This is a genomic window from Amycolatopsis sp. M39, assembly GCF_001651785.1.
Lineage (GTDB): Bacteria > Actinomycetota > Actinomycetes > Mycobacteriales > Pseudonocardiaceae > Amycolatopsis > Amycolatopsis rubida.
Window position 1 is genome coordinate 148,782 of sequence record NZ_LWSF01000024.1, and the last position, 25,194, is coordinate 173,975.

Annotated in this window: 26 protein-coding genes and 1 pseudogene; 14 read left to right on the forward strand and 13 right to left on the reverse strand. The window is 71.2% G+C overall.

Features of this window, described 5'->3' with window-relative positions; genetic code table 11:
- On the reverse strand, positions 1-286 hold a 286-nt coding region (locus A4R44_RS51155; RefSeq protein ID WP_232791921.1), incomplete at its 3' end, for a helix-turn-helix domain-containing protein.
- A 157-nt stretch (positions 287-443) separates the two neighbouring features.
- Here A4R44_RS51155 and A4R44_RS35455 point away from each other — a divergent pair.
- On the forward strand, positions 444-1,154 hold the full coding sequence (locus tag A4R44_RS35455; protein ID WP_067590650.1) for a CoA transferase subunit A: 711 nt from the start codon (positions 444-446) through the stop codon (positions 1,152-1,154).
- Entirely contained in the window at positions 1,151-1,780 is a 630-nt protein-coding gene (locus A4R44_RS35460; protein WP_095213820.1) for a CoA transferase subunit B, read from the forward strand. Before A4R44_RS35455 ends, A4R44_RS35460 begins: the two co-directional genes overlap by 4 nt.
- A gap of 76 nt (positions 1,781-1,856) precedes the next feature.
- Here A4R44_RS35460 and fahA read toward each other — a convergent pair whose 3' ends face one another.
- The 9 genes from fahA to A4R44_RS35505 all read right to left on the reverse strand — a co-directional run bounded on the left by fahA (position 1,857) and on the right by A4R44_RS35505 (position 10,670).
- Positions 1,857-3,026, reverse strand: coding sequence for a fumarylacetoacetase (fahA, locus tag A4R44_RS35465; protein ID WP_067590655.1), 1,170 nt, complete (start codon positions 3,024-3,026; stop codon positions 1,857-1,859).
- Positions 3,023-3,880: a hypothetical protein gene (locus tag A4R44_RS35470; RefSeq protein ID WP_095213827.1), complete on the reverse strand. Its 858-nt coding sequence runs from the start codon at positions 3,878-3,880 to the stop codon at positions 3,023-3,025. Before A4R44_RS35470 ends, fahA begins: the two co-directional genes overlap by 4 nt.
- Positions 3,847-5,046, reverse strand: a complete 1,200-nt coding sequence (locus tag A4R44_RS35475) for a homogentisate 1,2-dioxygenase (RefSeq protein ID WP_067590660.1) — start codon at positions 5,044-5,046, stop codon at positions 3,847-3,849. The genes A4R44_RS35470 and A4R44_RS35475 overlap by 34 nt, the downstream gene beginning before the upstream one ends.
- A gap of 82 nt (positions 5,047-5,128) precedes the next feature.
- Positions 5,129-5,668, reverse strand: a complete 540-nt coding sequence (locus A4R44_RS35480) for a MarR family winged helix-turn-helix transcriptional regulator (RefSeq protein WP_067590663.1) — start codon at positions 5,666-5,668, stop codon at positions 5,129-5,131.
- Positions 5,669-5,711: 43 nt separating this feature from the next.
- The gene (locus A4R44_RS35485) at positions 5,712-7,046 is read right to left on the reverse strand and encodes an MFS transporter (protein WP_067590666.1); all 1,335 of its coding nucleotides are present in this window, start codon (positions 7,044-7,046) and stop codon (positions 5,712-5,714) included.
- A 120-nt stretch (positions 7,047-7,166) separates the two neighbouring features.
- Positions 7,167-8,573 carry an FAD-dependent oxidoreductase gene (locus A4R44_RS35490; protein ID WP_067590669.1) on the reverse strand — a complete coding sequence of 469 codons (1,407 nt, stop codon included), beginning with the start codon at positions 8,571-8,573 and terminating at the stop codon, positions 7,167-7,169.
- The gene (locus tag A4R44_RS35495) at positions 8,570-9,364 is read right to left on the reverse strand and encodes an SDR family NAD(P)-dependent oxidoreductase (RefSeq protein WP_067590672.1); all 795 of its coding nucleotides are present in this window, start codon (positions 9,362-9,364) and stop codon (positions 8,570-8,572) included. Before A4R44_RS35495 ends, A4R44_RS35490 begins: the two co-directional genes overlap by 4 nt.
- Entirely contained in the window at positions 9,357-10,190 is an 834-nt protein-coding gene (locus tag A4R44_RS35500; protein WP_067590910.1) for an SDR family NAD(P)-dependent oxidoreductase, read from the reverse strand. The genes A4R44_RS35495 and A4R44_RS35500 overlap by 8 nt, the downstream gene beginning before the upstream one ends.
- Before the next feature lie 60 nt (positions 10,191-10,250).
- Positions 10,251-10,670 carry a nuclear transport factor 2 family protein gene (locus tag A4R44_RS35505; protein ID WP_067590679.1) on the reverse strand — a complete coding sequence of 140 codons (420 nt, stop codon included), beginning with the start codon at positions 10,668-10,670 and terminating at the stop codon, positions 10,251-10,253.
- A 116-nt stretch (positions 10,671-10,786) separates the two neighbouring features.
- On the opposite strand from A4R44_RS35505, the gene A4R44_RS35510 reads away from it, so the two are divergent.
- Entirely contained in the window at positions 10,787-11,464 is a 678-nt protein-coding gene (locus A4R44_RS35510; RefSeq protein ID WP_067590685.1) for an IclR family transcriptional regulator, read from the forward strand.
- 42 nt (positions 11,465-11,506) lie between these two features.
- Here A4R44_RS35510 and A4R44_RS35515 read toward each other — a convergent pair whose 3' ends face one another.
- Positions 11,507-12,157, reverse strand: coding sequence for a response regulator transcription factor (locus A4R44_RS35515; RefSeq protein WP_067590693.1), 651 nt, complete (start codon positions 12,155-12,157; stop codon positions 11,507-11,509).
- A complete protein-coding gene (locus A4R44_RS35520) occupies positions 12,154-13,365 on the reverse strand; it encodes a sensor histidine kinase (RefSeq protein WP_067590695.1) in 1,212 nt (403 codons plus the stop codon). Before A4R44_RS35520 ends, A4R44_RS35515 begins: the two co-directional genes overlap by 4 nt.
- Positions 13,366-13,533: 168 nt before the next feature.
- Between A4R44_RS35520 and A4R44_RS35525 the strand changes: the two genes are divergently transcribed.
- From A4R44_RS35525 to A4R44_RS35545, 5 genes are all read left to right on the forward strand, one after another.
- Positions 13,534-14,973 carry a glycosyltransferase family 39 protein gene (locus A4R44_RS35525; RefSeq protein ID WP_067590698.1) on the forward strand — a complete coding sequence of 480 codons (1,440 nt, stop codon included), beginning with the start codon at positions 13,534-13,536 and terminating at the stop codon, positions 14,971-14,973.
- On the forward strand, positions 14,970-15,599 hold the full coding sequence (locus tag A4R44_RS35530; RefSeq protein ID WP_067590701.1) for a GPP34 family phosphoprotein: 630 nt from the start codon (positions 14,970-14,972) through the stop codon (positions 15,597-15,599). Before A4R44_RS35525 ends, A4R44_RS35530 begins: the two co-directional genes overlap by 4 nt.
- 74 nt (positions 15,600-15,673) lie before the next feature.
- Positions 15,674-16,438, forward strand: coding sequence for an isocitrate lyase/phosphoenolpyruvate mutase family protein (locus A4R44_RS35535; protein ID WP_067590706.1), 765 nt, complete (start codon positions 15,674-15,676; stop codon positions 16,436-16,438).
- 10 nt (positions 16,439-16,448) lie between these two features.
- A complete protein-coding gene (locus tag A4R44_RS35540) occupies positions 16,449-17,471 on the forward strand; it encodes an aminotransferase class V-fold PLP-dependent enzyme (protein WP_067590708.1) in 1,023 nt (340 codons plus the stop codon).
- Between the two features lie 32 nt (positions 17,472-17,503).
- Positions 17,504-18,169: a hypothetical protein gene (locus A4R44_RS35545; protein ID WP_093573850.1), complete on the forward strand. Its 666-nt coding sequence runs from the start codon at positions 17,504-17,506 to the stop codon at positions 18,167-18,169.
- Positions 18,170-18,262: 93 nt separating this feature from the next.
- Here A4R44_RS35545 and A4R44_RS35550 read toward each other — a convergent pair.
- Positions 18,263-19,166 (reverse strand): annotated as a pseudogene (locus A4R44_RS35550) (ferritin-like domain-containing protein).
- 138 nt (positions 19,167-19,304) lie between these two features.
- On the opposite strand from A4R44_RS35550, the gene rimP reads away from it, so the two are divergent.
- The 6 genes from rimP (at position 19,305) to rbfA (ending at position 25,192) form a co-directional block, all read left to right on the forward strand.
- On the forward strand, positions 19,305-19,838 hold the full coding sequence (rimP, locus tag A4R44_RS35555) for a ribosome maturation factor RimP (protein WP_067590915.1): 534 nt from the start codon (positions 19,305-19,307) through the stop codon (positions 19,836-19,838).
- Entirely contained in the window at positions 19,835-20,893 is a 1,059-nt protein-coding gene (gene nusA / locus A4R44_RS35560; RefSeq protein ID WP_067590710.1) for a transcription termination factor NusA, read from the forward strand. Before rimP ends, nusA begins: the two co-directional genes overlap by 4 nt.
- Positions 20,894-21,015: 122 nt before the next feature.
- Entirely contained in the window at positions 21,016-21,285 is a 270-nt protein-coding gene (locus A4R44_RS35565; RefSeq protein ID WP_369806006.1) for a YlxR family protein, read from the forward strand.
- A gap of 88 nt (positions 21,286-21,373) precedes the next feature.
- Positions 21,374-24,325 carry a translation initiation factor IF-2 gene (gene infB / locus A4R44_RS35570; RefSeq protein WP_067590716.1) on the forward strand — a complete coding sequence of 984 codons (2,952 nt, stop codon included), beginning with the start codon at positions 21,374-21,376 and terminating at the stop codon, positions 24,323-24,325.
- 65 nt (positions 24,326-24,390) lie between these two features.
- Positions 24,391-24,684, forward strand: a complete 294-nt coding sequence (locus A4R44_RS35575) for a DUF503 domain-containing protein (protein ID WP_067590720.1) — start codon at positions 24,391-24,393, stop codon at positions 24,682-24,684.
- Positions 24,685-24,718: 34 nt separating this feature from the next.
- Entirely contained in the window at positions 24,719-25,192 is a 474-nt protein-coding gene (gene rbfA / locus A4R44_RS35580; protein ID WP_009080499.1) for a 30S ribosome-binding factor RbfA, read from the forward strand.
- Positions 25,193-25,194: the final 2 nt, after the last annotated feature.

Consider the following 25,194-nt stretch of genomic DNA (forward strand, 5'->3'; position numbering starts at 1 on the left):
CCAGCCGGTGGACGCTCGCGCGCGCCTGGTGCGTCACGTCGTAGCGCGGCGCGGCCGCTTCGCCCAGCAGGTACAGCTCCGGGCCCAGGTACCAGCGGCCGGTTTGCCGGTCACGGTCGACGTAGCCCTCGGCGGCCAGCGACGCGAGCAGCCGGTGGACCGTCGGCCGGGCCAGGCCGCACTGGCGCGCCAGCTGCGAGGTCGACGCTCCGTCGCGGTAGGCGGACAATGCGCGCAGGACCGCGGACACCCGTCCGACGACGTGGTCAGGAGGCGAGGAGGGCACGGGACCGAGGGTACGTCCGCTCAGTGGACGCATCGGGCGCGGGTGTTCGGTGCGCGAGAGGTTTGCCGGGGATCCCGGCGTGTCGGTTGACCCGTTTCCCCCGCGCTGGGTGGAATGCGGGTACTGACCACTCACCGAACGAAGTGGAGAGGATGCCGTGCCGACGAAGTACCGCAGCGCCGCGGAGGCCCTCGACGGGCTGCTCGAGGACGGGCTGACCATCGCGGTCGGGGGCTTCGGCCTCACCGGGAACCCGAACGACCTCATCGAGGCGGTCCGGGACTCGGGCGTGCGCGATCTGACGATCGTCTCGAACAACATGGGAGTCGACGGGGCCGGGCTCGGCATCTTGCTCGACAACCGGCAGGTGCGCCGGGTCGTCGCGTCGTACGTGGGCGAGAACAAGCTGTTCGCGCAGCAGTACCTGGACGGGACCGTCGAGGTCGAGTTCACCCCGCAGGGGACGCTCGCCGAGCGGATGCGGGCGGGCGGCGCGGGGATCCCGGCGTTCTACACCAAGTCCGGGGTCGGTACGCCGATCGCCGAGGGCAAGCCGCACGCCGAGTTCGACGGGGTCGCCTACGTGCAGGAGCGCGGGATCGTCGCGGATCTTTCCCTGGTGCACGCGTATGTCGCGGACCCGGCCGGGAACCTGATCTACCGGTACGCCTCGCGGAACTTCAACCCGCTCGTCGCGACCTGCGGCAAGGTGACCGTCGCCGAGGCCGAGCAGGTTTCGGACGAGTATCTCGATCCGGAGCGGATCACCACGCCGGGAATTTACGTGCAGCGGCTGATCCAGGCCGCCGCCCGGGAGAAGCAGATCGAAAAGCGGACTGTGCGCGTGCGTGAGGAGGCGTCGGCGTGAGCTGGAGCCGGGACGATATGGCCACGATCGGGGCTCGCGAGCTGCGGGACGGCGATTACGTGAACCTCGGGATCGGGATTCCGACCCAGGTGGCGAACCACATTCCCGACGGTGTGCAGGTGACCTTGCACAGCGAGAACGGGATTCTCGGGCTGGGGCCGTTTCCGTGGGAAGGCGAGGAAGACCCGGACCTGGTGAACGCGGGCAAGCAGACGGTGACGTTGCGGCCCGGGGCCAGTTTGTTCGATTCCGCGGAGTCGTTCGCGATGATCCGCGGCGGGCACATCGACGTGGCGTTGCTCGGGGCGTTGCAGGTCGGCGCGAACGGGGATCTGGCCAACTGGACGGTGCCCGGTGCGTTGGTCAAGGGGATGGGCGGCGCGATGGATCTCGTCGCCGGGGCTCGCCGGGTGGTGATCATCACGGATCACACTGCCAAGGACGGGACGCCCAAGATCGTCGAGAAGTGCACCCTGCCGTTGACCGGGGCCGGAGTGGTGAATCGGATCATCACCAATTTGGCTGTGCTCGATGTGACCCTGGACGGGTTGAAGCTGGTGGAGCTTGCGCCCGGGGTGTCCCTTGCCGAGGTGCGGGAGAAGACCGGGGCGCCGATCGCGGAGTAAGCGCCGGCGCGCCGCGAAGAAGTACGTGAGGGGAACCCTGACGGAATCAGGGTTCCCCTCACGTACTTCGGCCGGGCTACTGCGCGGGAAGGATGCGGCCCCGGACCTCGCCGAAGCCCAGTTTCGCGCCGCTGCTGGCGGTGGCGGCGCCGGTGATGGCGACCTCGTCCCCGTCCTGGAGGAAGGTGCGGGATTCGCCGTTGACGGTCAGCGGGTCCCGGCCGCCCCAGGACAGTTCCAGGAACGAGCCCCGTTCCGCTGGCTCCGCACCGGAGATCGTGCCGGAGCCGTAGAGGTCGCCGGTGCGGGCGGAAGCTCCGTTGACGGTCAGGTGGGCCAGCATCTGGGCCGGAGACCAGTACATCTCGCGGTACGGCGGGCGGGCCACCTCCTGGCCGTTCCACTCCACGGCCAGCGTGATGTCCAAGCCCCACGGAGACGATTCCCGCAGATAGGGCAGGGGTTCCGGCGAGGTCTGGCCGGGCAGCGGCACCCGGGCCCCGGCCAGCGCCAGCACCGGGACCACCCACGGCGAGATCGACGTCGCGAAGCTCTTGCCCAGGTTCGGGCCCAGCGGGACGTACTCCCAGGCCTGGATGTCGCGCGCCGACCAGTCGTTCAGCAGGACCGCGCCGAACACGTGGCGAGGGAAGTCGTCCGGCGGGATCGGACTGTGGGGCGGGGTGCCCGCGCCGACGACGAAGCCCAGCTCCGCCTCGATGTCCAGGCGGGTGCTCGGGCCGAAGACCGGGCCGTCCTCGCCCTTGCGCTGGCCGCTCGGGCGGACCACGTCGGTGCCGGACACGTAGACCGTTCCGGAGCGGCCGTGGTAGCCGACCGGGAGGTGTTTCCAGTTGGGCAGCAACGGTTCCGCGTCCGGACGGAACAGGCGGCCGACGTTCGACGCGTGGTGTTCCGAGGCGTAGAAGTCCACGTAATCGGCGACGTCGATGGGCAGGTGCAGCTGGACGTCGGCGACCGCGTGCACGGCTTCGGCGGGCACCTCGCCGGTCACCAGCGTCTGCAGCCGCGTGCGGACCTCGACCCAGCGGTCGTAACCCTGCGCCATGAAGGCGTTCAGCGTCGGCTCGGCGAACACTGCGTCGCCGAGTGCGATCGACAGGTCCAGCACGTGCTCGCCCACGCGCACGCCCACCCGGGGACCGCTCTCGCCTGCCGAGAAGACGCCGTAGGGCAGGTTTTCGACGCCGAAGAGGGAGCCGGCGGGAATGTCGAGCACGGTCATGCGGGGGCTCCGATCAGGCCTAGGTCTGTCAGTTCGGTGAGCGGGTCGGTGATGCTGCAGGTCCCGAACGAGGTGAACTCGGCACGGGCCGCGGCCAGGCGTTCCGGGGCCAGCGCGCGGATCCGGCCGGCGACCGCGGCACCGTCGCGTTCGGCAAGCAGCGCGACGACTTCCTCGTCCTCGGCACCGCGGTCGACTGCCTCGGCGGCGAGCAAGAGGTTCAGGAATCCGTGCTGTTCGAAACCCGTGTGCGGGTCGGTGTTGCGGATCGCGTGGTGCAGGCCCGCGGTCGCCTTGAACGGGACGCCCGCCTCGCCGGTCGCGCGGATCGCGGCGGCGAGTTCGGCTTCGTCCGGGTAGTACTCGGCCGACGTGCCGCCGGTGCGGAACTTCGCCTTGTGCGGGGTGCCGGAAAGCGCCCGCAGCAACGGAACCCGGCGTTCGTCGCGCGGGATCTCCACGGCGACCGGGACCGGGCAACCGTCCACTGCGGACAGGAAATCGGCGACGCCCATTTCCTGCGGCACCGCGATTTCCAGCGATTCGATCGACACCGGCAGCCCGTCGGCCGCCTTGCGCACGTCGGCGATCCCGCTCGGCCCGGCAGGCAACGTGACGGTGAGCGGCAACGGGGCTTCGCGGCCAGCGACGACCTCGGCCAGCTCCGCCAAACCGGACGCGGCGACAACCAGCGGGCCGACCATCGCGGCGTACGGCGAAGCGGTGTGCCGGTCGTGGGCGGCGACGGCGTCCGGCAGCGGCGCGAGGCCGGGCGGGAAGACCGCGGCGTCGTCCAGCAGACCACGGGTCAAGGCGTCGGTCACGACTGCGGTCCCCGTCCTGCCCAGGTCCAGGCGTAACCGGGGTCGTCGCTCGCGTGGCCGCCCTCGCCGATCTCCAGCGGGCGGAACGTGTCGACCATGACCGCCAGCTCGTCGAAGAACTCCGCGCCGAGCGAGCGTTCCACCGCGCCCGGCTGCGGGCCGTGGCTGTGGCCGCCGGGGTGCAGGCTGATCGAACCCTGGCCGATGCCGGATCCCTTGCGCGCCTCGTAGTTCCCGCCGCAGTAGAACATCACCTCGTCGGAGTCCACATTGGAGTGGTAGTACGGCACCGGGATCGAGAGCGGGTGGTAGTCGACCTTGCGCGGGACGAAGTTGCAGATGACGAAGTTGTTGCCCTCGAACACCTGGTGCACGGGCGGCGGCTGGTGCACGCGGCCGGTGATGGGTTCGAAGTCGGAGACGTTGAACGTGTACGGGTAGAGGCAGCCGTCCCAGCCGACCACGTCGAACGGATGCGTCGGGTACACATAGCGCGTGCCGACGACGCCGCGCGAGCCTCGGTGCTTCACCAGGACCTCGACGTCGGTGCCTTCGGCGAGCAGCGGTTCGGCCGGGCCGTGCAGGTCGCGCTCGCAATAGGGCGCGTGCTCCAGCAACTGGCCGTAGCGCGACAGGTAGCGCTTCGGCGGCGCGATGTGCGAGTTCGCCTCGATCACATAGGCGCGCAACGGTTCCGTGCCCTTCGGCACCCAGCGGTGCGTGGTGGCGCGGGGGAGGAGCACGTAGTCGCCGGTGCGGGCGGGCAGCGCGCCGAACACCGTCTCGACGACCGCTTCGCCGGACTCGACGTACACGCATTCGTCGCCGATCGCGTTGCGGTACAACGGAGAAGCCTCGCCGGCGGCGACGTAGGAGATCCGCACGTCGCCGTTGCCGAGCACGAGCCGCCGGTTGGTCACGACGTCCGCGCTCTTCCATTCCTCGCCCGGGAAGAGTGTGTGCAGCTTGAGGTGCAGCGGCTTCAGCGGCCGGTTCTCGGTGAGCGTCTGGTCCGGCAGTTCCCACGGCGTCGCGTCGACGATCGCGGACGGGATGCCGCGGTGATACAGCAGCGACGAGTCCGACGAGAAGCCCTCCTCGCCCATCAGCTCCTCGGAATAGAGCCCGCCTTCGGGCGTGCGGTGCTGGGTGTGCCGCTTAGGCGGGATGCTGCCCGCGCTGCGGTAGTAGGCCATGGGTCGCCTCCTCGGCGCGAAGTAATTAAAGTATGTACTACTTTCTGGCCAGCGTAGTCCACCAGTCAGAACAGCGGAAGGGTCAACGGCGGGTCGCGAAGCCCGCCCGGCCGGAGATGAGCTTGTCGAGCAGCAGCACCAGCACGCGCTGCTCGGCCTCGGTGAGCACCTCGACCCACCCGGCCTCGCGTTCGTTCTGCGCCTCGAACACCTGGAGCATCTCGGCGTGCCCGGCCTCGGTGAGCGACAGCCGCACCGAACGGCCGTCTGTCTCGCCCGGTGTCCTGGTCAGCAAACCCTCGCTGACCAGGGTTTTCGCCAGATTCGACACCGCCGCCCGGCTCATCCCGGCGAGCCGCGCGGCCGCCGACGGTTCGAGCGGCCCGGCCAGCCACACCACGAACAGCACCCGGAACGCCGACCACGACCGCCCGCGCGGCCGGTGCACGGCGGCCTCGAGGTCGTAGGTGACCAGGTTCGACGCCCGGTTCAGCGTCAGCAGCACCTCGGTCGCCAGCTGGTGGCGGAACCCGAATTCGCCGGCCAGCCTGCGGTTGGCCAGCGCGATGAACGACCAGAAGTCGAGCGAGTCCGGGTCCGGCGGCGCGGCGGGGTCCTGCATGGACAGCACGGTACCCGCGCCGCCGGGATAATCAAACTCGAAACTACTTCACCGGACGAGACAGGCGGGCGCCCGCGTCGCGCGGCACTTTCAGGAACGCCAGCATCACCGCCGCGACGACCAGGCAGCCGATCGGGAAGTACAGCCCGATCGTCACGTCGCTCTCGCTCGCCGCGAGCCCGATCGCGTACGGCCCGAAGAACCCGCCGAGCGCGGCGATCGAGTTGATCGCGGCCAGGCCGACCGCCGTGTGCTCCTTCGACAGCACGCGCGCGGCCATCGCCCAGTACGGCGCGAGGTAGCCGAGCACGCCGATCGCCGCCAGCGAGAGGCTGATCAGCGACCACGTCGGCACGGTCTTGAACTGGATCGCGCCGAAGAACCCGATCGCCGCGACCAGCACGGTGCCGATCACGTGGCCCTTGCGCTCGCCGGTGCGGTCGGAGTTGCGGGCCAGCAGGAGCATGCCGACCGCGCCGACGACGTACGGGATCGCGCCGAGCAGGCCGATGTTGGTCGAGGAGTACTTCGGGTCGAGCTGCTTCACGATCAGCGGCAGGAAGAACGTGAGCCCGTACAGGCCGCAGGCGATGAAGAGGTTGGAAATCGCCAGCAGCATGACCTTGCCCTCGCGCACCGCGCGCAGCTGGCCGAGGAACGTCTCCTTCTCCTCCGGCACGTATTCGCGGTCGATCTCGGCCTGCAGCCAGGAGCTTTCCGCGGCGGTCAGGAACTTCGCGTCGGCGGGCTTGTTCGGCAGGCAGAAGAAGGTCAGCAGGCCGATCAGCACGGCGGGCGCGCCCTGCAGGATGAACACCCACTGCCAGCTGCTCATCCCGAACCAGTGCACGTGGTCGAGGATCCAGCCGCCGAACAGGCTGCCGAGGATCAGCGCGATCGGCTGCGCGAGCGCGAGCGTCGCGATGGCCCTGCCGCGTTCTTTGCCGCGGAACCAGAAGGTCAGGTACAGCAGCAGCCCGGGGAACAGGCCCGCTTCGGCGATGCCGAGCAGGATCCGCGCGATGATCAGGTGCGTCACGCTCGCGACGAACCCGGTCAGCACGGTCACGATGCCCCAGCTGACCGCGATCCGGCTGAGCCACAGCCGGGCCCCGACCTTCTTCATGATCATGTTGCTGGGAACCTCGAACACCACGTAGGCGAGGAAGAAGATCGCCGACGCGACGCCGAAGGTCGCGGCCGTGATGGTGAGCTCTTTGGCCATGCCGAGCTGGGCGTAGCCGATGTTGGCCCGGTCCATGTAGTTGAAGATGTAGAGCAGCAGGACGATCGGCATGACCCGGACGCCGACCTTGCGGACGGTTCGTCTGGCCAGCGGGGAGTCCGCCGTGGCGGCGGCTGCGGCGGGGACGGACATGGGGTTCTCCTCGACGGTGAGCAGTACTGTGCCGATCGTTGCTGATCCGGCCACGGCCTGACGGCTTCGCGGTAACGGTTACCTGCCGGGCCGGGTTGCCCGGATCAGCGAGTCGGAGGGTCAGGCAGCGGCGGAGCGGCCGGCGATGCGGCCCATGGTGACGGCGTTGGCGACCGCGTTGCCGCCGCCGACGTAGCGGAAGCCGAGCACTCCGGCCCCGGCCTCGCCGGCGGCGAACAGCCCGGGCACGCGGTCGCCGCGGACGTCCAGCACAGCGGCGCCGGAGTCGATCTCCAGCCCGGCGTGCGTGCAGACCAGTTCGGCGGGCAGCGTGCGCGCGGCGAAGAACGGTCCGGTGGCGATTTTCGCGGGCGGCTCGGACGCGCCCTTGGCGGACAGCGTTTCGTGCCGCAGGAACTCCGGGTCTTCGCCGGTGGGGAGCTGGGAGTTCCATCTGTCCACAGTGGCCTGGAGGGCGGCGGCGGGAACGTGCATCTTGCCTGCCAGTTCTTCCAGCGTGGCAGCACGAAGAGTGCGGCCGGCGTCCGCTTCGGACAGTACGTGGTCGGCGTTCCAGTGCGCGTAGCCCGGGGGGAGGTCGCGACGCGCTCGGTCGTCGAAGACCATCCACACCGGACCGTCCTGCGCCGAGATGATGCCGCTGGACACCGCGTAGGAGGCGTCCTCGTCCATGAACCGGCGGCCGTGCGCGTTCACCAGCACGCGCGAGCGCGGCGGAAAACCGGACTGCCAGTGGTGCAGGCGCTGGAAATACGCGGTCGGCAGCAGCAGCCCCCAGCCTTCGCCGGTGATCGACGCGGACACCTGCTCGCCGAACGCGAAGTGGTCGCCTCGGGAGCCGGGCGCGGCGACGACGAACAGATCCTCGCCCGCCGCGTCCGCGTCCGGGTAATACCGCGAGCGCGAGGCGGGGTCCTGCGCGAACCCGCCGCTGGTCACGATCACCGAGTTCGCGCGGACCTCGATGCCGTCGGCGACCACGCCGGCGACCCGGCCGTCCTCCACGAGCAGCCGTTCGACCCGGGTGTTCAGCACCGCTTCGGCACCGGCCTTGCGACGCGCGCGGTCGAGCACCTGGACGAGGCCGTAACCCTGGTCCTTCGGCACGTGCCCGCGCCAGACGTCCTCGACTCCCGCGCGGGTCAGGCCCGGGGTGTGCGCGTCGTGCGACACCTTCGCCGGGATTTCCGCGCCGAGCCCGATCAGCCATTCGACCGCGGGACCGGCCGCATGGCAGAACGTCTTGAGCAGCCCGGGTTTCAGCTGCCACTGGTTGAGGTCGAGGTAGTGCTGGAAAAACCGCTCCGGCGTGTCCTCGATGCCCAGTTCGCGCTGCACGCTCGTGCCTGCCGCGGTCAGCATGCCCGCGGACAGCTGGGTCGAGCCGCCGAGTTCCTTTTCCGACTCGAACAGCATCACCGAGGCACCGTGCTCGGCCGCGGACACCGCCGCGGCCAGTCCCGCGCCGCCACCGCCGATCACCACGACGCCCATGTCGACGCTCATCCCAGATCACCTCCGGTTTCGGCGAGAATGCGATGGTAGAGACCGTTGGAGACGAGACCGCCGTCCACCGTGACCTCGCTTCCGGTCAAGTAGGTGGACCGGTCCGAGAGCAGGAACAGCACCGTGTCGGTGATTTCCCTGGGGTCGGCCATCCTTCCGGCAGGCACACTGTCCACAGCGGACTTGACGAACGCGTCCGCGCCGGCCAGCAGCCCGGTGCCGACCAGTCCGGGGTGGACGGAGTTGACCCGGATCCGCCACTTCGCGAAATTGCCCGCGGCGGACTTCGACAGTCCGGTCAAGCCCCATTTGCTCGCCGAGTAGGCGGGGGAGAAGTAGCCGATCTGGCCGGAGATCGAGGAGATGTTCACGATCGAACCGCCGCCCGAATCGCGCATCAGCGGCGCGGCCGCGCGCATCCCGTGGAACGGCCCGGACAGGTTCACCGCGAGCACGCGGTCCCAGACTTCCGCGGTGGTGTCCTGGAATTCCAGCCGCCGCGAGATCCCGGCGTTGTTCACGAGCCCGCCGAGCGAACCGTGTTCGGCGCGGATCCGGTCGAGCACGCGAGTCCATTGTGCCGGCTCGACAACGTCCATGGTGTACGGAGTCGCCGCACCGCCGGCCGCGCGGATCTCGTCCGCGATTTCGTCCGCACCGGCGAAATCCGCGACGCAGACGTGCACACCGCGTTCGCCGAGCGCGCGGGCGTGTTCCGCGCCCATCCCGTTCGCCGCGCCCGTTACGAGCACGACATCCGGGTAGCGCACGGTTTCGGTGGCGTCAGACATGCCGGGAGCCGCCGTCGACCGCGAGGCTGTGCCCGGTCACGTACCGCGAGCTGTCCGAAAGCAGGAACAGCAGCACGCTGCACACCTCTTCCGGCGAGCCGATCCGGTGCAGCGGCACCGCGTCGAGCGCCTTCGCCAGCGCGGGTGCGTCGTCCTGGATCCAGCGGGTCATCTCGGTGTCGATGTAGCCCGGGGCGATGGCGTTGACCCGGATGCCCTGGTCGCCGAGTTCCACCGCGAGCGATTCGGTCAGGTGCGCGACCGCGGCCTTCGAGCTGCAGTACGCCGCGCGGCCCTTGCGCACGCGGACCGCGGACACCGACGCCATGTTGACGATCGCGCTGCCCGGTTCCATCCGCGCGGCCGCGGCCTGCGCGCCGAACAGCACACCCTCGACGTTCACCGAAAGCGTCGACCGGATCTGCTCCGGGGTGATGTCGGGAACCTCGGCGTAGGGGAAGATCCCGGCGTTGTTGACCCAGAAGTCGATGCGGCCGAACTCGTCGATCGCGCGCTGGGCGAGCGCGACGTGGTCCTCGGCGCGGGTGACGTCCAAGGCGGACGCGACGATCCGGCCCGGCTTGTCCTCAACGGACTCGGCGGCCAGCGCGACGGCGAGTTCGTCGGCGGTGGCGGTCATCGCGGCGGCGTCGAGATCGCCGCCCACGACGTGCACCCCGCGGGTGGCGAGACCGGCGGCGAACCGCGCGCCCATGCCGCGGGCCGCGCCGGTGACCACGGCGACCTTGCCCGGCATCTCCGGATAGCGCGCGGTCGCGGGCTGGTGCAGCACCCGGCCTGGACCGGTGGGGGCGAGAGGGGGCAGCGGGGCGGGCAAGGGGGCTCCTCGGGTGACGGTGGGTGGGTGGTGGGGTCTAGTGAGCGGTCAGGGCTCGCGATGCACGGTGCGGCGGCGCACGCGCCAGCCGCCGGTGGTGCGCACGAGTTCGTCGTCCAGCACGGTGAGCCGGTGCAGTCGCGGGGAGCCGCCTTCCGGCGTCCCGACGATCTGCAGATAGGCCAGCGCTCGCAAGGCGTCCCCGGACTGTCCTGACCGGACTTCCACTGTGGACACCACGTGCCGCAGCCGTTCGCCGGACTCGGCGCACCCGGTGTGGAACCGCTCGGCGAACGCGGTCAGCGCGGCGGTGCCCGCGGCGGGCTCCGGGTAGCTGGGCGAGACGAACTCCCCGTCCGGGGTGAACGTGCCGGCCCAGCGCGCGGCCTGCCCGGAGTCGATGGCGTGGCTCTGGCGGCCGTAGAGCTGATGCACCGCCAGCACGTCCTCGACGGGTACCTCGCTCATGTCCGAACCTCGATCCGCGGGGAGTTGCCTGTTACGGCAAACGTGCTATATTCGCACGCACCGTGCGATATGTAGGAACAGTAGGTCGCCGGACAAGCTGTCGTCAAGGGAGTCGTGTGTCCGAATCGGGGACGTCGAAGACGCTGAGCCACGGGCTTCAGGTGCTGGAGCTGCTGGTGGAGCACCCGCAGGGGCTCACGCTGACCGAGATCGCCGAGGGGATCGGCGTGCACCGCACGGTCGCGCACCGGCTGGTGCGCACGCTGGAGGCGCATCACCTCTGCCGGCGCGACCGGTTCAAGCGGATCTCGCTCGGCACCGGTCTGGTGCGCCTGGCCGAGCCGGTGGAACAGGACCTGCGCACGCTCGCGCGCCCGGTGCTGGAGGAGCTTTCGGACGCCGGGCGAGCGTCGGCGCACCTGGTGGTCCGCGAGAACGCCGAGCAGGTGCGGATGCTGATGATCGTGGAACCGCGGCAGGCGCGGATGCACGTGTCGTTCCGCAGCGGCCAGCTGGACCCGATCGGACGCGGCTCGGCCGGGCTCGCGCTGCTGTCGGCGGAGCCGCCGGTGGAAGGCGAACGCGAGGAGATCGCTCGCGCCCGGAGCCGGGGTTACGCGGTGTCAGTCGGGGAGATCGCGCCGGGGATCACCGGGATCTCCGCGGTGGTGCCGACCGGCCGGGACGCGCCGGGCACGAGCATCGGGCTGTCGTTGTTCGAGGTGCCGGACCCGGACGAGCTGGGCCGGTTGGTGGTGGCCTCGGCGCAGCGGCTGGGTTCGCTGCTGAAGTGATCTGCGGGCGAAGCGCGGGGGGTCGTGAGTGCTGATGCCGGGCTAGCGGCCGACAAGACCGGCTTCGTGCGCGAGCAGCCCGGCCTGCGTCCGGTTCGTGCAGCCGAGCTTCACCAGCATCCGCGACACGTAGCTCTTCACCGTCGCCTCCGCCAGATGCAACCGGACGGCGATGTCCGCATTGGACAGTCCTTCGCCCAGACACGCCAGCACATCCCGCTCCCGCTCCGTCAACCCGGCGGTCCGGCGGCGGGCTTCGTCCTCGCGCCGGTGGCCGTCCGAGGACAGCGCGACCAACCGGCGCGCAGCCGACGGCGACAGCACGGTGTGCCCGTCCGCCGCGACCCGGACGAGGCCGATCAGGTCCTCCGGCGGCGTCGACTTCACCAGGAAACCGGCCGCGCCCGCACGGAGCGCGCGGATGACGTAGGTGTCCGCGTCGAACGTCGTCAACGCCACGACGGCGGGCGGTTCCGGCAGGGCGCAGATCCGTTCGATCGCGGCGAGCCCGTCTACCCCGGGCATCCGCAGGTCCATCAGCACCACCGAGGGCCGGTGCCGGACGACTTCCTCGACCGCCTCCGCGCCGTCCCGCGCCTGCGCGACTACCTCGATGTCGCCGGCCGAACCGAGGATCGTGCGCAGATGTGCGCACACCATCGGCTCGTCGTCGGCCACCACGACCGTGATCACCGGGCAGCACCTTCCGTGGTCGGGACGTAGGCGGGCAGTATCGCACCGATCTTGAACCCGCCGCCGGGCACCGCACCCGCTTCGAAGGTGCCGCCGACGAGTTCGACCCGCTGGCGCAGCCCGCTCAGCCCCGCACCGGAGCCGCTTCCCGCGAGCGCCGCGTCCGGCGGCCGGGTCCCGCGGGTGTTGGCGACGGCCACGTCCAGCCCGCCCGGGTGATAACGCAGCGAAACTGTCGCCGAGCAGCCCGGCGCGTGCTTGCGGATGTTGGTCAGCGCCTCCTGCACCACCCGGTACGCGGTGCGCGCGACGGTCGGCGACACCGACGTCCGGTCACCGGTCACGGAAAGCTCGGTCGCGATCCCGACCGCCACCGATTCGGCGACCAGGTCCGCCACTTCGCCGGGCAGCGGCGGATTCGGCACCGGCGGTTCGGCCCCGGTGCCGTCGCGCAGCACGCCGACCAGGTCGCGCAACTCGTCCAGGGCATGCGCACCCTCGCGGCGGATGTCCTCGGCGGCCGATTTCACGGACGGATCCGGAGAGGTCACGCCGAGCGCGCCCGCGTGCAGCACCATCAGGCTCAGCCGGTGCGTGACGACGTCGTGCATCTCGCTCGCCAATCGTCGGCGCTCGGCCGCCAGCGCCTGTTCGGCGAGCAGATGCTGCTCGCGTTCCGCGCGCTCGGCCCGGTCGCGCAACGAACTCAGCAGCTGCCGCCGAGCCTCGAAATACAGCGCGACCGCCACCGGCAGCGCGGTGCTCAGCAGCCCGAACGGCGTCGTGTTCCAGGCCGGATTCCACGGTCGCGTCGCCAGCAGCGCCAGGACTCCGGCGATCCACAGCAGCCGCCGCCGGTCCACCTGCCGGACCGATTGGGCGAGCACGACCGGGGTGATCGTGGGGACGGTCATCAGCGTGGGCTGGTCGACGGGCACGAGCAGGCCGGGGGAGAACAGGTCGGACGCCAGCATCGCCAGCGAGGCCACGATCAGCAGGCCGGCCACGCCGTTCGGGAAGCGCGCCAGGAGCAGCAGGGACGCGTCGCAGACGAGTTCGAGCACGAGCGTCGCGTACGGCCCGAGGAAGCCGGTGGCGGGCCCGGCGGCGAGGAAAAGCCCGAAGTCGAGGCAGGCGAACACCAGCGCGGTGCCGGCCAGCCAGAGCCAGTCGGACGACCGCGGCCAGGGACGGCTCGTGCTGGTCACCCGGCCACGGTATCCGCCTCGCCGCCCGGCCGCGCCGGATCCGCGCCGCCCGGATGGCGGACTACCGCCGAAAGTTGCGGCTCGGGCGGAAACGATCCACTTTCGTCGCCCCGAACCGCTACCGGGCACGCTTACGCCGCACCCGGCCGGCGCGGTGGACTCGACGCCATGACGAGCGAAGGAATCCCGCGGTTCGCCCGGCTGCCGGTGCTGGCGGTCGCGGCGGCCGCCGTCGCGCTGCTGGTGGCGACGAGCACCCGGTACGCGCACGGCTTCGACGAGCTGTACTTCCTCGTGGCCGGTCGAGATCACCTGGCCTGGGGGTATTTCGACCAGCCGCCGCTCGTCCCGCTGCTGGCCGGCACGCTCGACCAGTGGTTCCCCGGTTCGCTGGTCGCGGTGCGGCTGCCGATGGCGCTCGCGGCCGGCACCGGGGCGATCGTGACCGCGCTGACCGCCCGCGAACTCGGCGGCGGCCGCGGAGCGCAGGCGATGGCGGCCGGGGCGTACGCGACTTCCGGGCTGATGATCATCAGCCACTGGGTCGCCACCTACGCGCTGGACCCGTTCTTCTGGACGCTCGTGGTGTTCCTCCTCGTGCGCTGGACCCGGACCCGGCGCGACGGCCTGCTCGTGTGGGCCGGGGCGGTCACCGCGGTGTCGCTGCAGACGAAGTTCCTGATTCCCGCGCTGTGGGGCGCGGTGCTGGTGTCCGCGCTCGTCTTCGGTCCGCGCGAGCTGGCGTCCCGGCCGAAACTGTGGCTGGGCGCGCTGATCGCCGTCGTGGCCACCCTGCCGACGTTCCTCTGGCAAGCCACGCACGGCTGGGCTTACACCCGGATGGGCGAAGTCGTCGCGGCCGAATTCCCCGGCTACCTCGCTTTCGCCCGCGACGGTTTGCTCGGTGCGGGAATGGGAATCGGCGTGCTGGCCCTGCTCTACGGAATGTGGCGGCTGTTCCGTTCGCCGGACCTGGTGCCCTACCGGTACCTCGCGGTGGCGTTGCTGCTGGTCGTGGCGGTGATCATCGGGACGCACGGCCGCTCGTACTATTTGCTGAGCCTGTATTCGCTGCCGTTCGCCGTCGCCGCGACGGAGCTTTCGCGACGGCGTCTGCCGCGGTGGTGGAAGATCCCGGCCGGAATCGCGTTCGTGCTTTCGGCCGCGGTCACCATTGCCGGGCTGCCGGTGTGGCCCGCGTCGATGAAAGCCGCGTCGTTCGGGCCTTTTCCGCTCGGCACCGTGTTCGCGGCCGGGGAGACCGCACAACAGCGGCTGGCGGACGGGGTCGGGCGGACGTATCAGTCGCTGCCCGATCCGGTGCGCCGGGAAACCGCCGTATACGGGGAAATCTACCCGTTCGCCGCGGCCGTGGAATACTACGGACCGCGGTACGGGATCAACACTGTCTACAGTGGACACCGAGGATACTGGTACTTCGACCGGCCGCCGGACTCCGCGCGCAACGTGCTTTTCGCGGGCTTCGATCCGGCTTTGCTGCGCCCGTACTTCTCTTCGGTGACTGAAGTGGTGCCCGGGCTGATGTGGCTGTACACCGGGCGAAAGCAGTCCTGGGAAACAATCTGGCCAGAGGTGAAGAAACAATGAGCGACTCCTTGCCCGCGCGAGCGTATTTCCTCGCCTGCGACCCCGACGGCGGCCCGGTCTCCCGCCGCCCCCGAGCGGCCCTGCTGGTCCGCGCGGCCGCGGTGACCGACCTGGTGCTGCGCGGCAACCTCCGCGACCAGCGCGGCCACGCCGAACCGACCGGCGCCGCCCCGACCGGCGACCTCCTGCTCGACGATCTGCTCGCCGACCTCCGCACGCGCAGCCCGGCGTCCTGGCGGGCGCTGCTGCGCCGGGGCAAGAACGACACGCTGCAGTCGCTGGAAACGCAACTCTCTGCGGCGGGGCTGCTGGAGGAAGGCAGCAGCTCGATCTTGCACCGCAAGGTTGTGGTCCCTTCCGATCCGACGCGAGTACGCGACGCACACGCGCGACTCGACCACGCCCTGACCGCCCCGCTGTCCGAAGTAGACGCCTCGGCCGCGGCATTGGCCTCCCTGGCCGCGGCGTCCGGAGCCGGGATGTCCCGCTCGGACGCACGTCACCACGTCGACCGGCTGAAGGAACTGGAGAAGCTCGCCGGACCGGTGCTTCCCGCACTGCGCAAGGCCGTAGCGGGCCGGCGCGCGGCGCGGATCGCGGCGTTCTCCGGCGGTTCCGGAGGCTGAGCTGCCGCCTCAGCCGAGGGGCTGAGGCGACAGTTCGGCCGCCGCCGAAGCGTGGCCGTTCTACCGTGGCGGACATGACCTCCTTCGCCGCTCTGCACGTCCCGGGCCGTCCGCTGTTGCTGCCGAATGCCTGGGAGTTCGGCTTCGCCGCCGCGCTCGCGGGCGCGGGCCATCCGGCAGTCGGCACGACCAGCCTCGGCGTCTCGGCCGCCGCCGGGCTCGCCGACGGCGCCCCGGAGTCCCGCGCCGCGACCGTCGCACTGGCGAAATCGCTGGCACCGCTGGACATCCTGGTCAGCGTCGACCTCGCCGACGGCTTCAGCGCCGACCCCGGGGCAGTAGCTGACCTCGTCGCGGAACTCGCCGATGCGGGAGTCGCCGGGATCAACCTGGAAGACGGCCGAGCCGACGTCCTCGCCCCGGCCGTCGTCCAGACCGCGCTGCTGGCCAAGGTGCGCGAACGCGTCCCGGGCATGTTCCTCAACGCCCGCACCGACACCCATTGGCTCGGCACCGGCCCGGTCGCGGACGCCATCACCCGGGCCCGCGCGTACGCCGACGCCGGCGCGGACTGCGTCTTCGTCCCCGGCCTGCACGAGCCGGCGGACGTGGCGGAGCTGGCCGAAGCGGTGGAAGTGCCGGTGAACCTCCTGCACCTGCCAGGGAAAACCACTTTCTCCGAATTGGCTTCGTTGGGCGTGGCGAGGGTCAGTCTCGGCTCGACGCCTTACCGCGTGGCACTTTCCGCCGCTTTATCCACAGTGGACTCAGTCCGGGAAGGGGCGGAGCTGCCGATGAAGCCGCCTTCGTACGGGGATGTCACGGCATTGCTCCCGTAACCTGGACGACATGATCTTCGGAGGAAACACCGACTTCGCCGTCCCCGCCGGATACCTCAACACCCCCAGCATCGGGATCCCGCCGGCGCCGGTCGCCGAAGCGGTGGAAGCCGCGGTCGGCCGGTGGCGCACCGGCAAGAACACCCCGTCGGACTTCGACGAGACGGTAGCCCGCTCCCGCGGCGGATTCGCCCGGCTCGCCGGGGTCCCGGCGGAGCGGGTGGCGATCGGCGCGTCGGTGTCGCAGCTGACGGCGAACGTCGCCGCCGGGCTGGCCCCGGACGCCCGCGTTCTGGTCGCCGAGAACGAATTCACCAGCGTCACGTTCCCGTTCGCGCAGCGGGCGAACGTCACCGAAGCGCCGCTGGCCAAGCTGGCGCAGCACGTCGAAGGCCACGACCTCGTCGCGGTCAGCCTCGCGCAGTCCGCCGACGGCGCGCTCCTCGACACCGCCGCGCTGCGGGCCGCCTCCGAAGCCGCGGGCGTGCCGGTCCTGATCGACGTCACGCAAGCCGCGGGCTGGCTGCCGCTGGAGGTGGCATGGGCGGACTGGATCGTCTGCGCGGGCTACAAATGGCTGTTCTCGCCGCGCGGCTGCGCCTGGCTGGCGGTGCATCCGCGGGCGCGGGAACGGACCCGCGCGGTCGCCGCGAACTGGTACGCCGGCGACGATCCGTGGTCCTCGGTATACGGCATGCCACTGCGCCTGGCCGGAAACGCGCGCGCGTTCGACCTTTCGCCGGTGTGGCTGTCGCACGTTGGCGCAGCGGAAGCGTTCGACTACTTCGCGTCACTGGACCTCGCCGCGGTGCGCGAACACAACGCCGGTCTTGCCGATTCCCTGCGCACCGCGGCCGGACTGGAGCCGCGGGGGAGCGCGATCGTGGCACTGGAAGCCGATCCGGCGCGGATCGCCGAAGCCGGGATCGTCGCGGGCGTCCGCAACGGGCGGGTACGGGTCGGTTTCCATCTCTACAACGGCCCTGACGACGTCGAACGCGTTCTGGACGCCTTGGGCGCGGCGTCTGGCTGAAACCCGCGGAGGCGGTGAACTACGGTGTTCGCGTGTCCCATCCGCACTTCACCCCCGGTCCCTCGGACACGGCCCCGATCCCGGCCGTGCCCGGACAGCCGGGTCCGCCGCCCGGGCCGTCGCGCAACCGCGCCCTGCTGCTGCGCGGCGCCGGGCTCGTGGCGATCGCCGTCGTGGCCGGGCTCGTCTGGTACCTGATCCGGCACGACAGCACGCCGGACGAGCCGGTCGCCGAATCCCCGGCGACCACGGCGAAGCCCGCCTTCGACTACAAACTGGCCGAAGGCCCGGTCAAAGCGACCGACTGCGCCGCCAACGCCTACTCGGGCGCCAAGAAGTTCTTCCAGGACAACCAGTGCACCTCCTTGGCGCGGGCGCTGTACACGGTGCAGTCCGGGGACGCGAAGGCGCTGGTGTCGGTCGTGCTGGTGACGATGCCGGACGCGGCGAAGGCGACCGAGCTGAAACAGCTCACCGACCGGGACGGCACCGGCAACGTGAGCGACCTCGTCCGCGACGGCACCTTCCACGACACCGACGCCCCGAAACTGAGCGGCGACGAGGCGGAGTACGAGTCGAAGGCCAGCGGCCCCGAGGTGACCATCGTGCTGACCGACTTCTACTACGGCCACCATGACAAGCAGCTGCTCAACCGGATCGCGAAGAACGCGCTGAAGCTGTCCGGGAAGCTCCGCTGAGAACGCGCGGGCCGGGTTCGTCCGGCCCGCGCGGGCTCGCGGCCTCGTGAGCGCGTATCCCGGTGAGAACCGCGATACGCACTCACGAGGTCCCTAAGCCGCCTGCCCAGGCAACGCCACCGCAGCTGGCTTCTGCCCGGCTTCCTGCCGCCAAGGCATCCCGCGCCGCGCCGCCGCGATCAACGCCTGCAACGCCATCCCGCGCAACCCCGAATCGTCGGTATGCGTAAGCACGGCCAGCCAAGCCGCCGCCGTATCCGCCTCCGCGTTCGCCACCAGCGCAGCAGCCGAAGCCGTGTCCGTAACCGGCTTAGGCGGCACGTACGCAGCTTCCGGCGCAACCGGTGTCGCCGAGGCCGAAGTGATCATCTGCGTCACCGCATCGCGCCGCGCGGTGTGCTCGGCGCGCCCAGCCTTCACCGCGTCCCCGAAATCGCCCGGCAGGAACGCCGTCACCAGCCCGTACNAGCCCGTACACCCACAGCGACGCGTGCTCGGCCGCCAGCGCTTTCTGCAGCGAATCCACCGCTTCCGTCGGCACCGGCGACGGCGCGGCGGCGGCCTTCGCGTCGGCCCCCGGACCGAGTTCCGGCGCGACCCGCTGCAGCCCGGCGCACCCGGCGGCCACCGACGCGACGAGCCCGGCCCGGTACGCCGGCAGCGCGGGCACCAGGTCCTCGGCCTGCTTGCGCGCGGCGGCGAGCCGGTCCTTGAACCCGGCGAGGCCGGCGGGCGCGGCCGGGACCTCCGCCGCCTGCTTGGGCCGGTTCAGCCGGTCCACTTCAGCCTTCAGCGCGGTCGCCTGCGCGGTTCGGGCGTCGGCGACCTGGCCGGCCGCGTCGCCGCCGGCGGGCAGCTTCCTGGCCGCGGCGGCGTCCGCCTCGGCCGCCGCCAGCAGCGGGGCCAGTGGATCGGGGGCGTCGTCGTAGCCGCCGGAGCAGGCGGCGAGCGGCACAGCCGCGGCGACAGTGGCGCTCAGTGCGCCCAGACGCAGCACGGCGCGCCGGGAGAGGTCTGCGGTCACGTCGGCCCATCCTGCCAGGCCCCCCGGGTGCGCCGCCGCTCGCGCGTCTTCGCGGGGGCGCAGGATAAGCTTGACCTTCACCGACCAACAGGCCGAACAGGAGTGCTCCACGTGCCCAACGAACTCGCCAGCCGGCTGGAGCCGATCGTGGCCGAAGCCGTCACGACCGCGGGTTTCGACCTCGACTCGCTCGAGGTGCAGCAAGCCGGAAGGCGACAGCTGGTGAAGGTGGTCGTCGACTCCGACGACGGCGTCGGGCTGGACGAGGTCGCCGAGGTCAGCCGCACCGTCTCGGCCGCACTCGACGAGAACGAGCACGTGCTGGCGAGCGCGTACACGCTCGAGGTCACCTCGCCGGGCCTCGACCGGCCGCTCACCCAGCGGCGGCACTGGCGGCGCGCCCGGTTCCGCCTCGTCAAGATCACGCCCGTCGAAGGCTCCGCCTACCTCGGCCGCGTCGGGCACGCCGGCGAGAAGAGCGTGCGCGTGCTCGCCGACGGCCGGATCAAGGACGTGCACTACCAATCCGTCGCGAAGGCCGTGGTGGAAGTCGAATTCAAGCAACCGCCCGCCGAAGACCTCAAAGCCCTGACGGACGACAGCGCCGGCGAGGACGACAAGGACAAGAAGGAGGAGTCGAAGTGAACGTGGACATCGCCGCGCTGCGGGCGATCGAACGGGACAAGGACATCCCCTTCGACACGGTCATCGAGGCCATCGAGACCGCGCTGCTCACCGCGTACAAGCACACCGAGGGCCACCAGCCGCACGCTCGCATCGACATCGACCGCAAGACCGGCCTCGTCCGCGTCCTCGCGCACACCCTCACGCCCGAGGGCGAGGTCGACGAGGAGTGGGACGACACGCCCGAGGGCTTCGGCCGGATCGCCGCCACCACCGCGCGCCAGGTCATCCTGCAGCGGCTGCGCGACGCCGAGCACGAGAAGACCTACGGCGAGTTCTCCGCCAAGGAGGGCGAGATCGTGGCCGGGGTGGTGCAGCGCGACGCGCGCGCCAACGCCCGCGGCATGGTCGTGATCCAGGTCGGCGACACCGAGGGCGTGCTGCCGCAGGCCGAGCAGGTCGCGGGGGAGTCCTACGAGCACGGCACCCGGATCAAGGCGTTCGTGTTCGGGGTGTCGCGCAGCAACCGCGGCCCGCAGATCATGCTGTCGCGCTCGCACCCGAACCTGGTGCGCAAGCTGTTCGCGCTGGAGGTCCCGGAGATCGCCGACGGCACTGTCGAGATCGCCGCGGTCGCCCGCGAACCGGGGCACCGGTCGAAGATCGCCGTGCGCTCGACCATCCCGGGCGTCAACGCCAAGGGCGCCTGCATCGGCCCGATGGGCGCGCGCGTGCGCAACGTGATGAGCGAGCTGGCCGGCGAAAAGATCGACATCATCGACTGGTCCGACGACCCGGCCAAGTTCGTCGGGAATGCATTGTCGCCGGCGAAGGTTGTCTCGGTACGTGTCGTGGACGAGCGCGCCAAGACGGCGAGGGTCGTGGTGCCGGACTTCCAGCTGTCGCTGGCGATCGGCAAGGAGGGCCAGAACGCCCGCCTCGCCGCCCGGCTCACCGGCTGGCGGATCGACATCCGCAGCGACGCGGCCCCCGCCGAGCCGGCCGGTCCCGCCGAGGGTGAGCAAGACCACGCCGGCCAGGCGCGGCCCGCCGCGGCAACCGGTTCGGCCGACTGAAGGTGCAGGCGCTAGACTCGACAACGGTTCAAGACCCGCGAAGGGCTACTGGGGACACCCCCGACCTCCAGCGTCACCGGCAGTCGCCGGTGCGCACGTGTGTCGGCTGCCGGAAACGGGACTTGACCGGCGAACTGCTGCGCGTGGTCGCGGCGGACGGGCGGCTGGTCGTCGACGAACGTCGGCGGCTGCCGGGCCGGGGTGCGTGGCTGCACCCGGGGCCGGGCTGCCTGGCCAAAGCCGAGCGGAAGCGGGCGTTCCCCCGGGCTCTTCGGGCCCAGGGCGCGCTCGAGACCGCGGGGCTGCGCGACCACACTGCGTTCGCCGCGGACAACGATTCCGGGACAACCCCGGGGTCGCGAGAAACAAGGAAGCAGGTCGACCCGTCATGAGTCAGCCGTGAAGCTGAAGCCATGAACGCGCGACGATAAGGACGAGGTCAGCGGGTCCCCGCCTGGCCTCCCCTAGATGAGGAGAGCTGTGCCAGGCAAGGCCCGTGTACACGAGCTCGCTAAGGAGCTCGGCATCACCAGCAAAGAAGTTCTCGCCAAGCTGAAGGAGCAGGGCGAGTTCGTGAAGTCCGCGTCGTCCACCGTCGAGGCGCCCGTCGCCCGCCGGCTCCGCGACGCCTACCCCGCCAAGGGCGGGAAGAAGCCCGGTCCCACTCCGGGACCTCGGCCGGCTCCGGCGGCTCCGAAGCCGCCCGCCCAGCAGCAGAGCCCGGCTCCGCAGGCTCCGGCCCAGCCGGCTCCCGCGCAGCAGGCCCCGGCCGCGAAGCCGACCCCGCAGCAGACCGCCAGGCCGGCGTCCCCGGGCCCGAAGCCCGGCGGCCCGCGTCCCGGTCCGCGTCCGCCCGCCCCGGCCCAGCCGGCCCCGGCGCAGGAGGTCCCGGCCGCCAAGGCCGAGCCCGCCGCGCCGACGCCGGCCCCGAAGCAGCAGGACTCGTCGTCCGCCGGTTCGGTCGTGCCGCCCAAGCCGCAGGGCCCCAAGCCCGGCGGCCCGAAGCCCGGTCCGCGCACCCCGCGGGTCGGCAACAACCCGTTCGGCGTCGGGTCCGGTTCCCCGGCCCCGCGTCCGCCCGCCCAGCGCCCCGGCCCCGGCCAGGGCGGCGACAACCGTCCCCCGCGTCCGGGCGGCGGCCAGGGCGGCGGAGAGCGTCCGCCGCGTCCCGGCGGGCCGGGCGGCGGCAACCGGCCGAGCCCGGGCAACATGCCTCCGCGCCCGAACCCCGGCATGATGCCGGGCCGCGCCCGTCCGGCCGGACCGGCAGGCGGCCGCGGCGGTCCTGGTGGCGGCGGCGGTCGTCCCGGTGGCGGCGGCGGTCGTCCCGGCGGCGGTGGCGGCGGTTTCCGCGGCGGCCCCGGTGGCGGCGGCGGTGGCGGCGGCTTCCGTCCTGGCGGCGGTGGCGGCGGTGGCGGCTTCCGTCCTGGCGGCGGCGGTGGCGCCCCGGCCGGCGGCGGCGGTTTCCGCGGCGGCGGCGGTCGCGGCGGCCCCGGTGGCCGCGGCGGCACGGCCGGCGCCTTCGGCCGTCCCGGCGGGCCCTCGCGCAAGGGCCGCAAGTCGAAGCGGCAGAAGCGCCAGGAGTACATGGACAACATGCAGGCGCCCAGCGTCGGCGGCGTCCGCCTGCCCAAGGGCAGCGGCGAGACGATCCGGCTGCCGCGCGGCGCTTCGCTGACCGACTTCGCCGAGAAGATCGACGCCAACCCGGCCTCGCTGGTGCAGGTGCTGTTCCACCTCGGCGAGATGGTCACCGCGACGCAGTCGGTGTCGGACGACATCCTCGAGCTGCTCGGCGGCGAGATGAACTACGTCGTCCAGGTCGTCTCCCCCGAGGAGGAGGACCGCGAGCTGCTGGAAACCTTCGACATCACCTACGGCGAGGACGAGGGCGGCGAAGAGGACCTGCAGGTCCGTCCGCCGGTCGTCACCATCATGGGTCACGTCGACCACGGTAAAACCCGGTTGCTGGACACGATCCGCAAGACGAAGGTCCGCGAGAGCGAGGCCGGCGGGATCACCCAGCACATCGGCGCCTACCAGATCGAGACCGAGCTCGAAGGCGTGCCGCGGCTGATCACCTTCATCGACACCCCGGGTCACGAGGCGTTCACCGCCATGCGTGCCCGAGGCGCGAACTCGACCGACATCGCGGTGATCGTGGTGGCGGCCGACGACGGCGTCATGCCGCAGACGGTGGAGGCGATCAACCACGCGCAGGCCGCGAAGGCCCCGATCGTGGTCGCGATCAACAAGATCGACAAGGAGGGCGCGAACCCGGACAAGATCCGGCAGCAGCTCACCGAGTACAACCTCATCGCCGAGGAATACGGCGGCGACACGATGTTCGTCGAGATCTCCGCGCGGGAGAACATCAACATCGACGGGCTTCTCGAGGCGATCCTGCTGACCGCGGACGCGGCCCTGGACCTCCGGGCCAACCCGGACATGGAGGCACAGGGCGTCGCGATCGAGGCGCACCTCGACCGCGGCCGCGGCCCGGTGGCCACCGTCCTGGTCCAGCGCGGCACGCTGCGCGTCGGCGACTCGGTCGTGGCGGGCGACGCCTACGGCCGCGTCCGCCGGATGGTCGACGAGCACAACGAGGACGTCACCGAGGCGCTGCCCTCGCGTCCGGTCCAGGTCATCGGGTTCACCTCGGTGCCGGGAGCGGGCGACACCTTCCTGGTGGTCGACGAGGACCGCGTCGCCCGGCAGATCGCCGAGCGCCGCTCCGCGCGCACCCGCAACGCGCTCAACGCGTCGCGCCGCAAGCGGGTCAGCCTTGAGGACCTCGACTCCGCCCTGAAGGAGACGAGCAGCCTCAACCTGATCATCAAGGGCGACAACTCGGGTACCGTCGAAGCGCTCGAAGCGGCGCTGCTGCAGCTGGACGTCGGCGAAGACGTCGAGCTGAACGTGGTGCACCGCGGCGTCGGCGGCGTGACCGAATCGGACATCGACCTGGCGACCGCGTCCGACGCGATCGTGCTCGGGTTCAATGTCCGGGCGCAGGGCAAGGCGACCGAGCGGGCCACCCGCGAGGGCGTCGACGTGCGCTACTACACGGTCATCTACCAGGCGATCGAGGAGATCGAGCAGGCTCTGAAGGGCATGCTCAAGCCGGAGTACGAAGAGGTCGAACTGGGCCGCGCCGAGGTCCGGGACGTCTTCAAGTCCTCCAAGATCGGCACGATCGCGGGTTGCCTGGTCATGTCCGGCGAGATCCGGCGCAACGCCAAGGCCCGCCTCCTGCGCGACGGCAACGTCGTCGCGCAGAACCTGCCGATCAACTCGCTGCGCCGGTTCAAGGACGACGTGGTCGAGGTCCGGGAAGGGTACGAGTGCGGTCTCACGCTGGGCTCGTACAGCGACATCAAGGTCGACGACGTGATCGAGACCTACGAACAGCGGGAGAAGCCCCGTGCGTGAGTGACCGGTCCGGGGTGCGCCAGGCGCGCACCCCGGACCGCCCTCGCGGCACAACTTCGCTGCCTATGTTTGTCGGAGCCCTGGAGCTCGACCTGCTGCTCGACGACGTGCATTCGGTGAAGCAGAAACGATCCGTGGTGCGGCCGGTGGTGGCCGAACTGCGGAAGCGATTCGCCGTCTCGGTCGCCGAGGCGGGACATCTGGACCTGCACCGGCGCGCGCTCATCGGCGTCGCCGCGGTCGCCCCCGACGGCGAGCACATCCGGGACGTGCTCGACGCGTGCGAGCGGTTCGCGGCGGGCCGCCCCGAGGTCGAACTGCTGTCGGCGCGCCGCCGGCTGCTCGGCCCGGACGACTAGAACACCCGGAAATCCGGAGAAGGAGACCTCAGCCATGGCTGATCCCGCTCGGGCACGCAAGCTCGCCAAGCGGATCTCGCAGATCGTGGCCTCGGCGATCGAACACGACGTCAAGGACCCGCGACTGGGCGCGGTGACCATCACCGACGCCCGTGTCACTGCGGACCTGCACGACGCCACGGTGTACTACACGGTGCTCGGCGAAAGCCTCGACGCGGAGCCGGACTTCGCGAGCGCCGCGGCCGCGCTGGAAGCCGCGCGCGGCGTCCTGCGCACGAAGGTGGGACAGGGCACCGGCGTCCGCTACACCCCGACGCTCACCTTCGTCGCGGACAGCGTCCCGGACGACGCCCGCCGCATCGAAGAGCTGCTCGCCAAGGCCCGCGAATCGGACGCCGAGGTGGCCCGGCGGGCGACCGGAGCGCAGCCCGCGGGCGAGGCGGACCCGTACAAGGCCCCTCGTGCCGAAGAGGACGAGGAGCAAGCAGAAGAGGAGACGCGCGGCTGAAG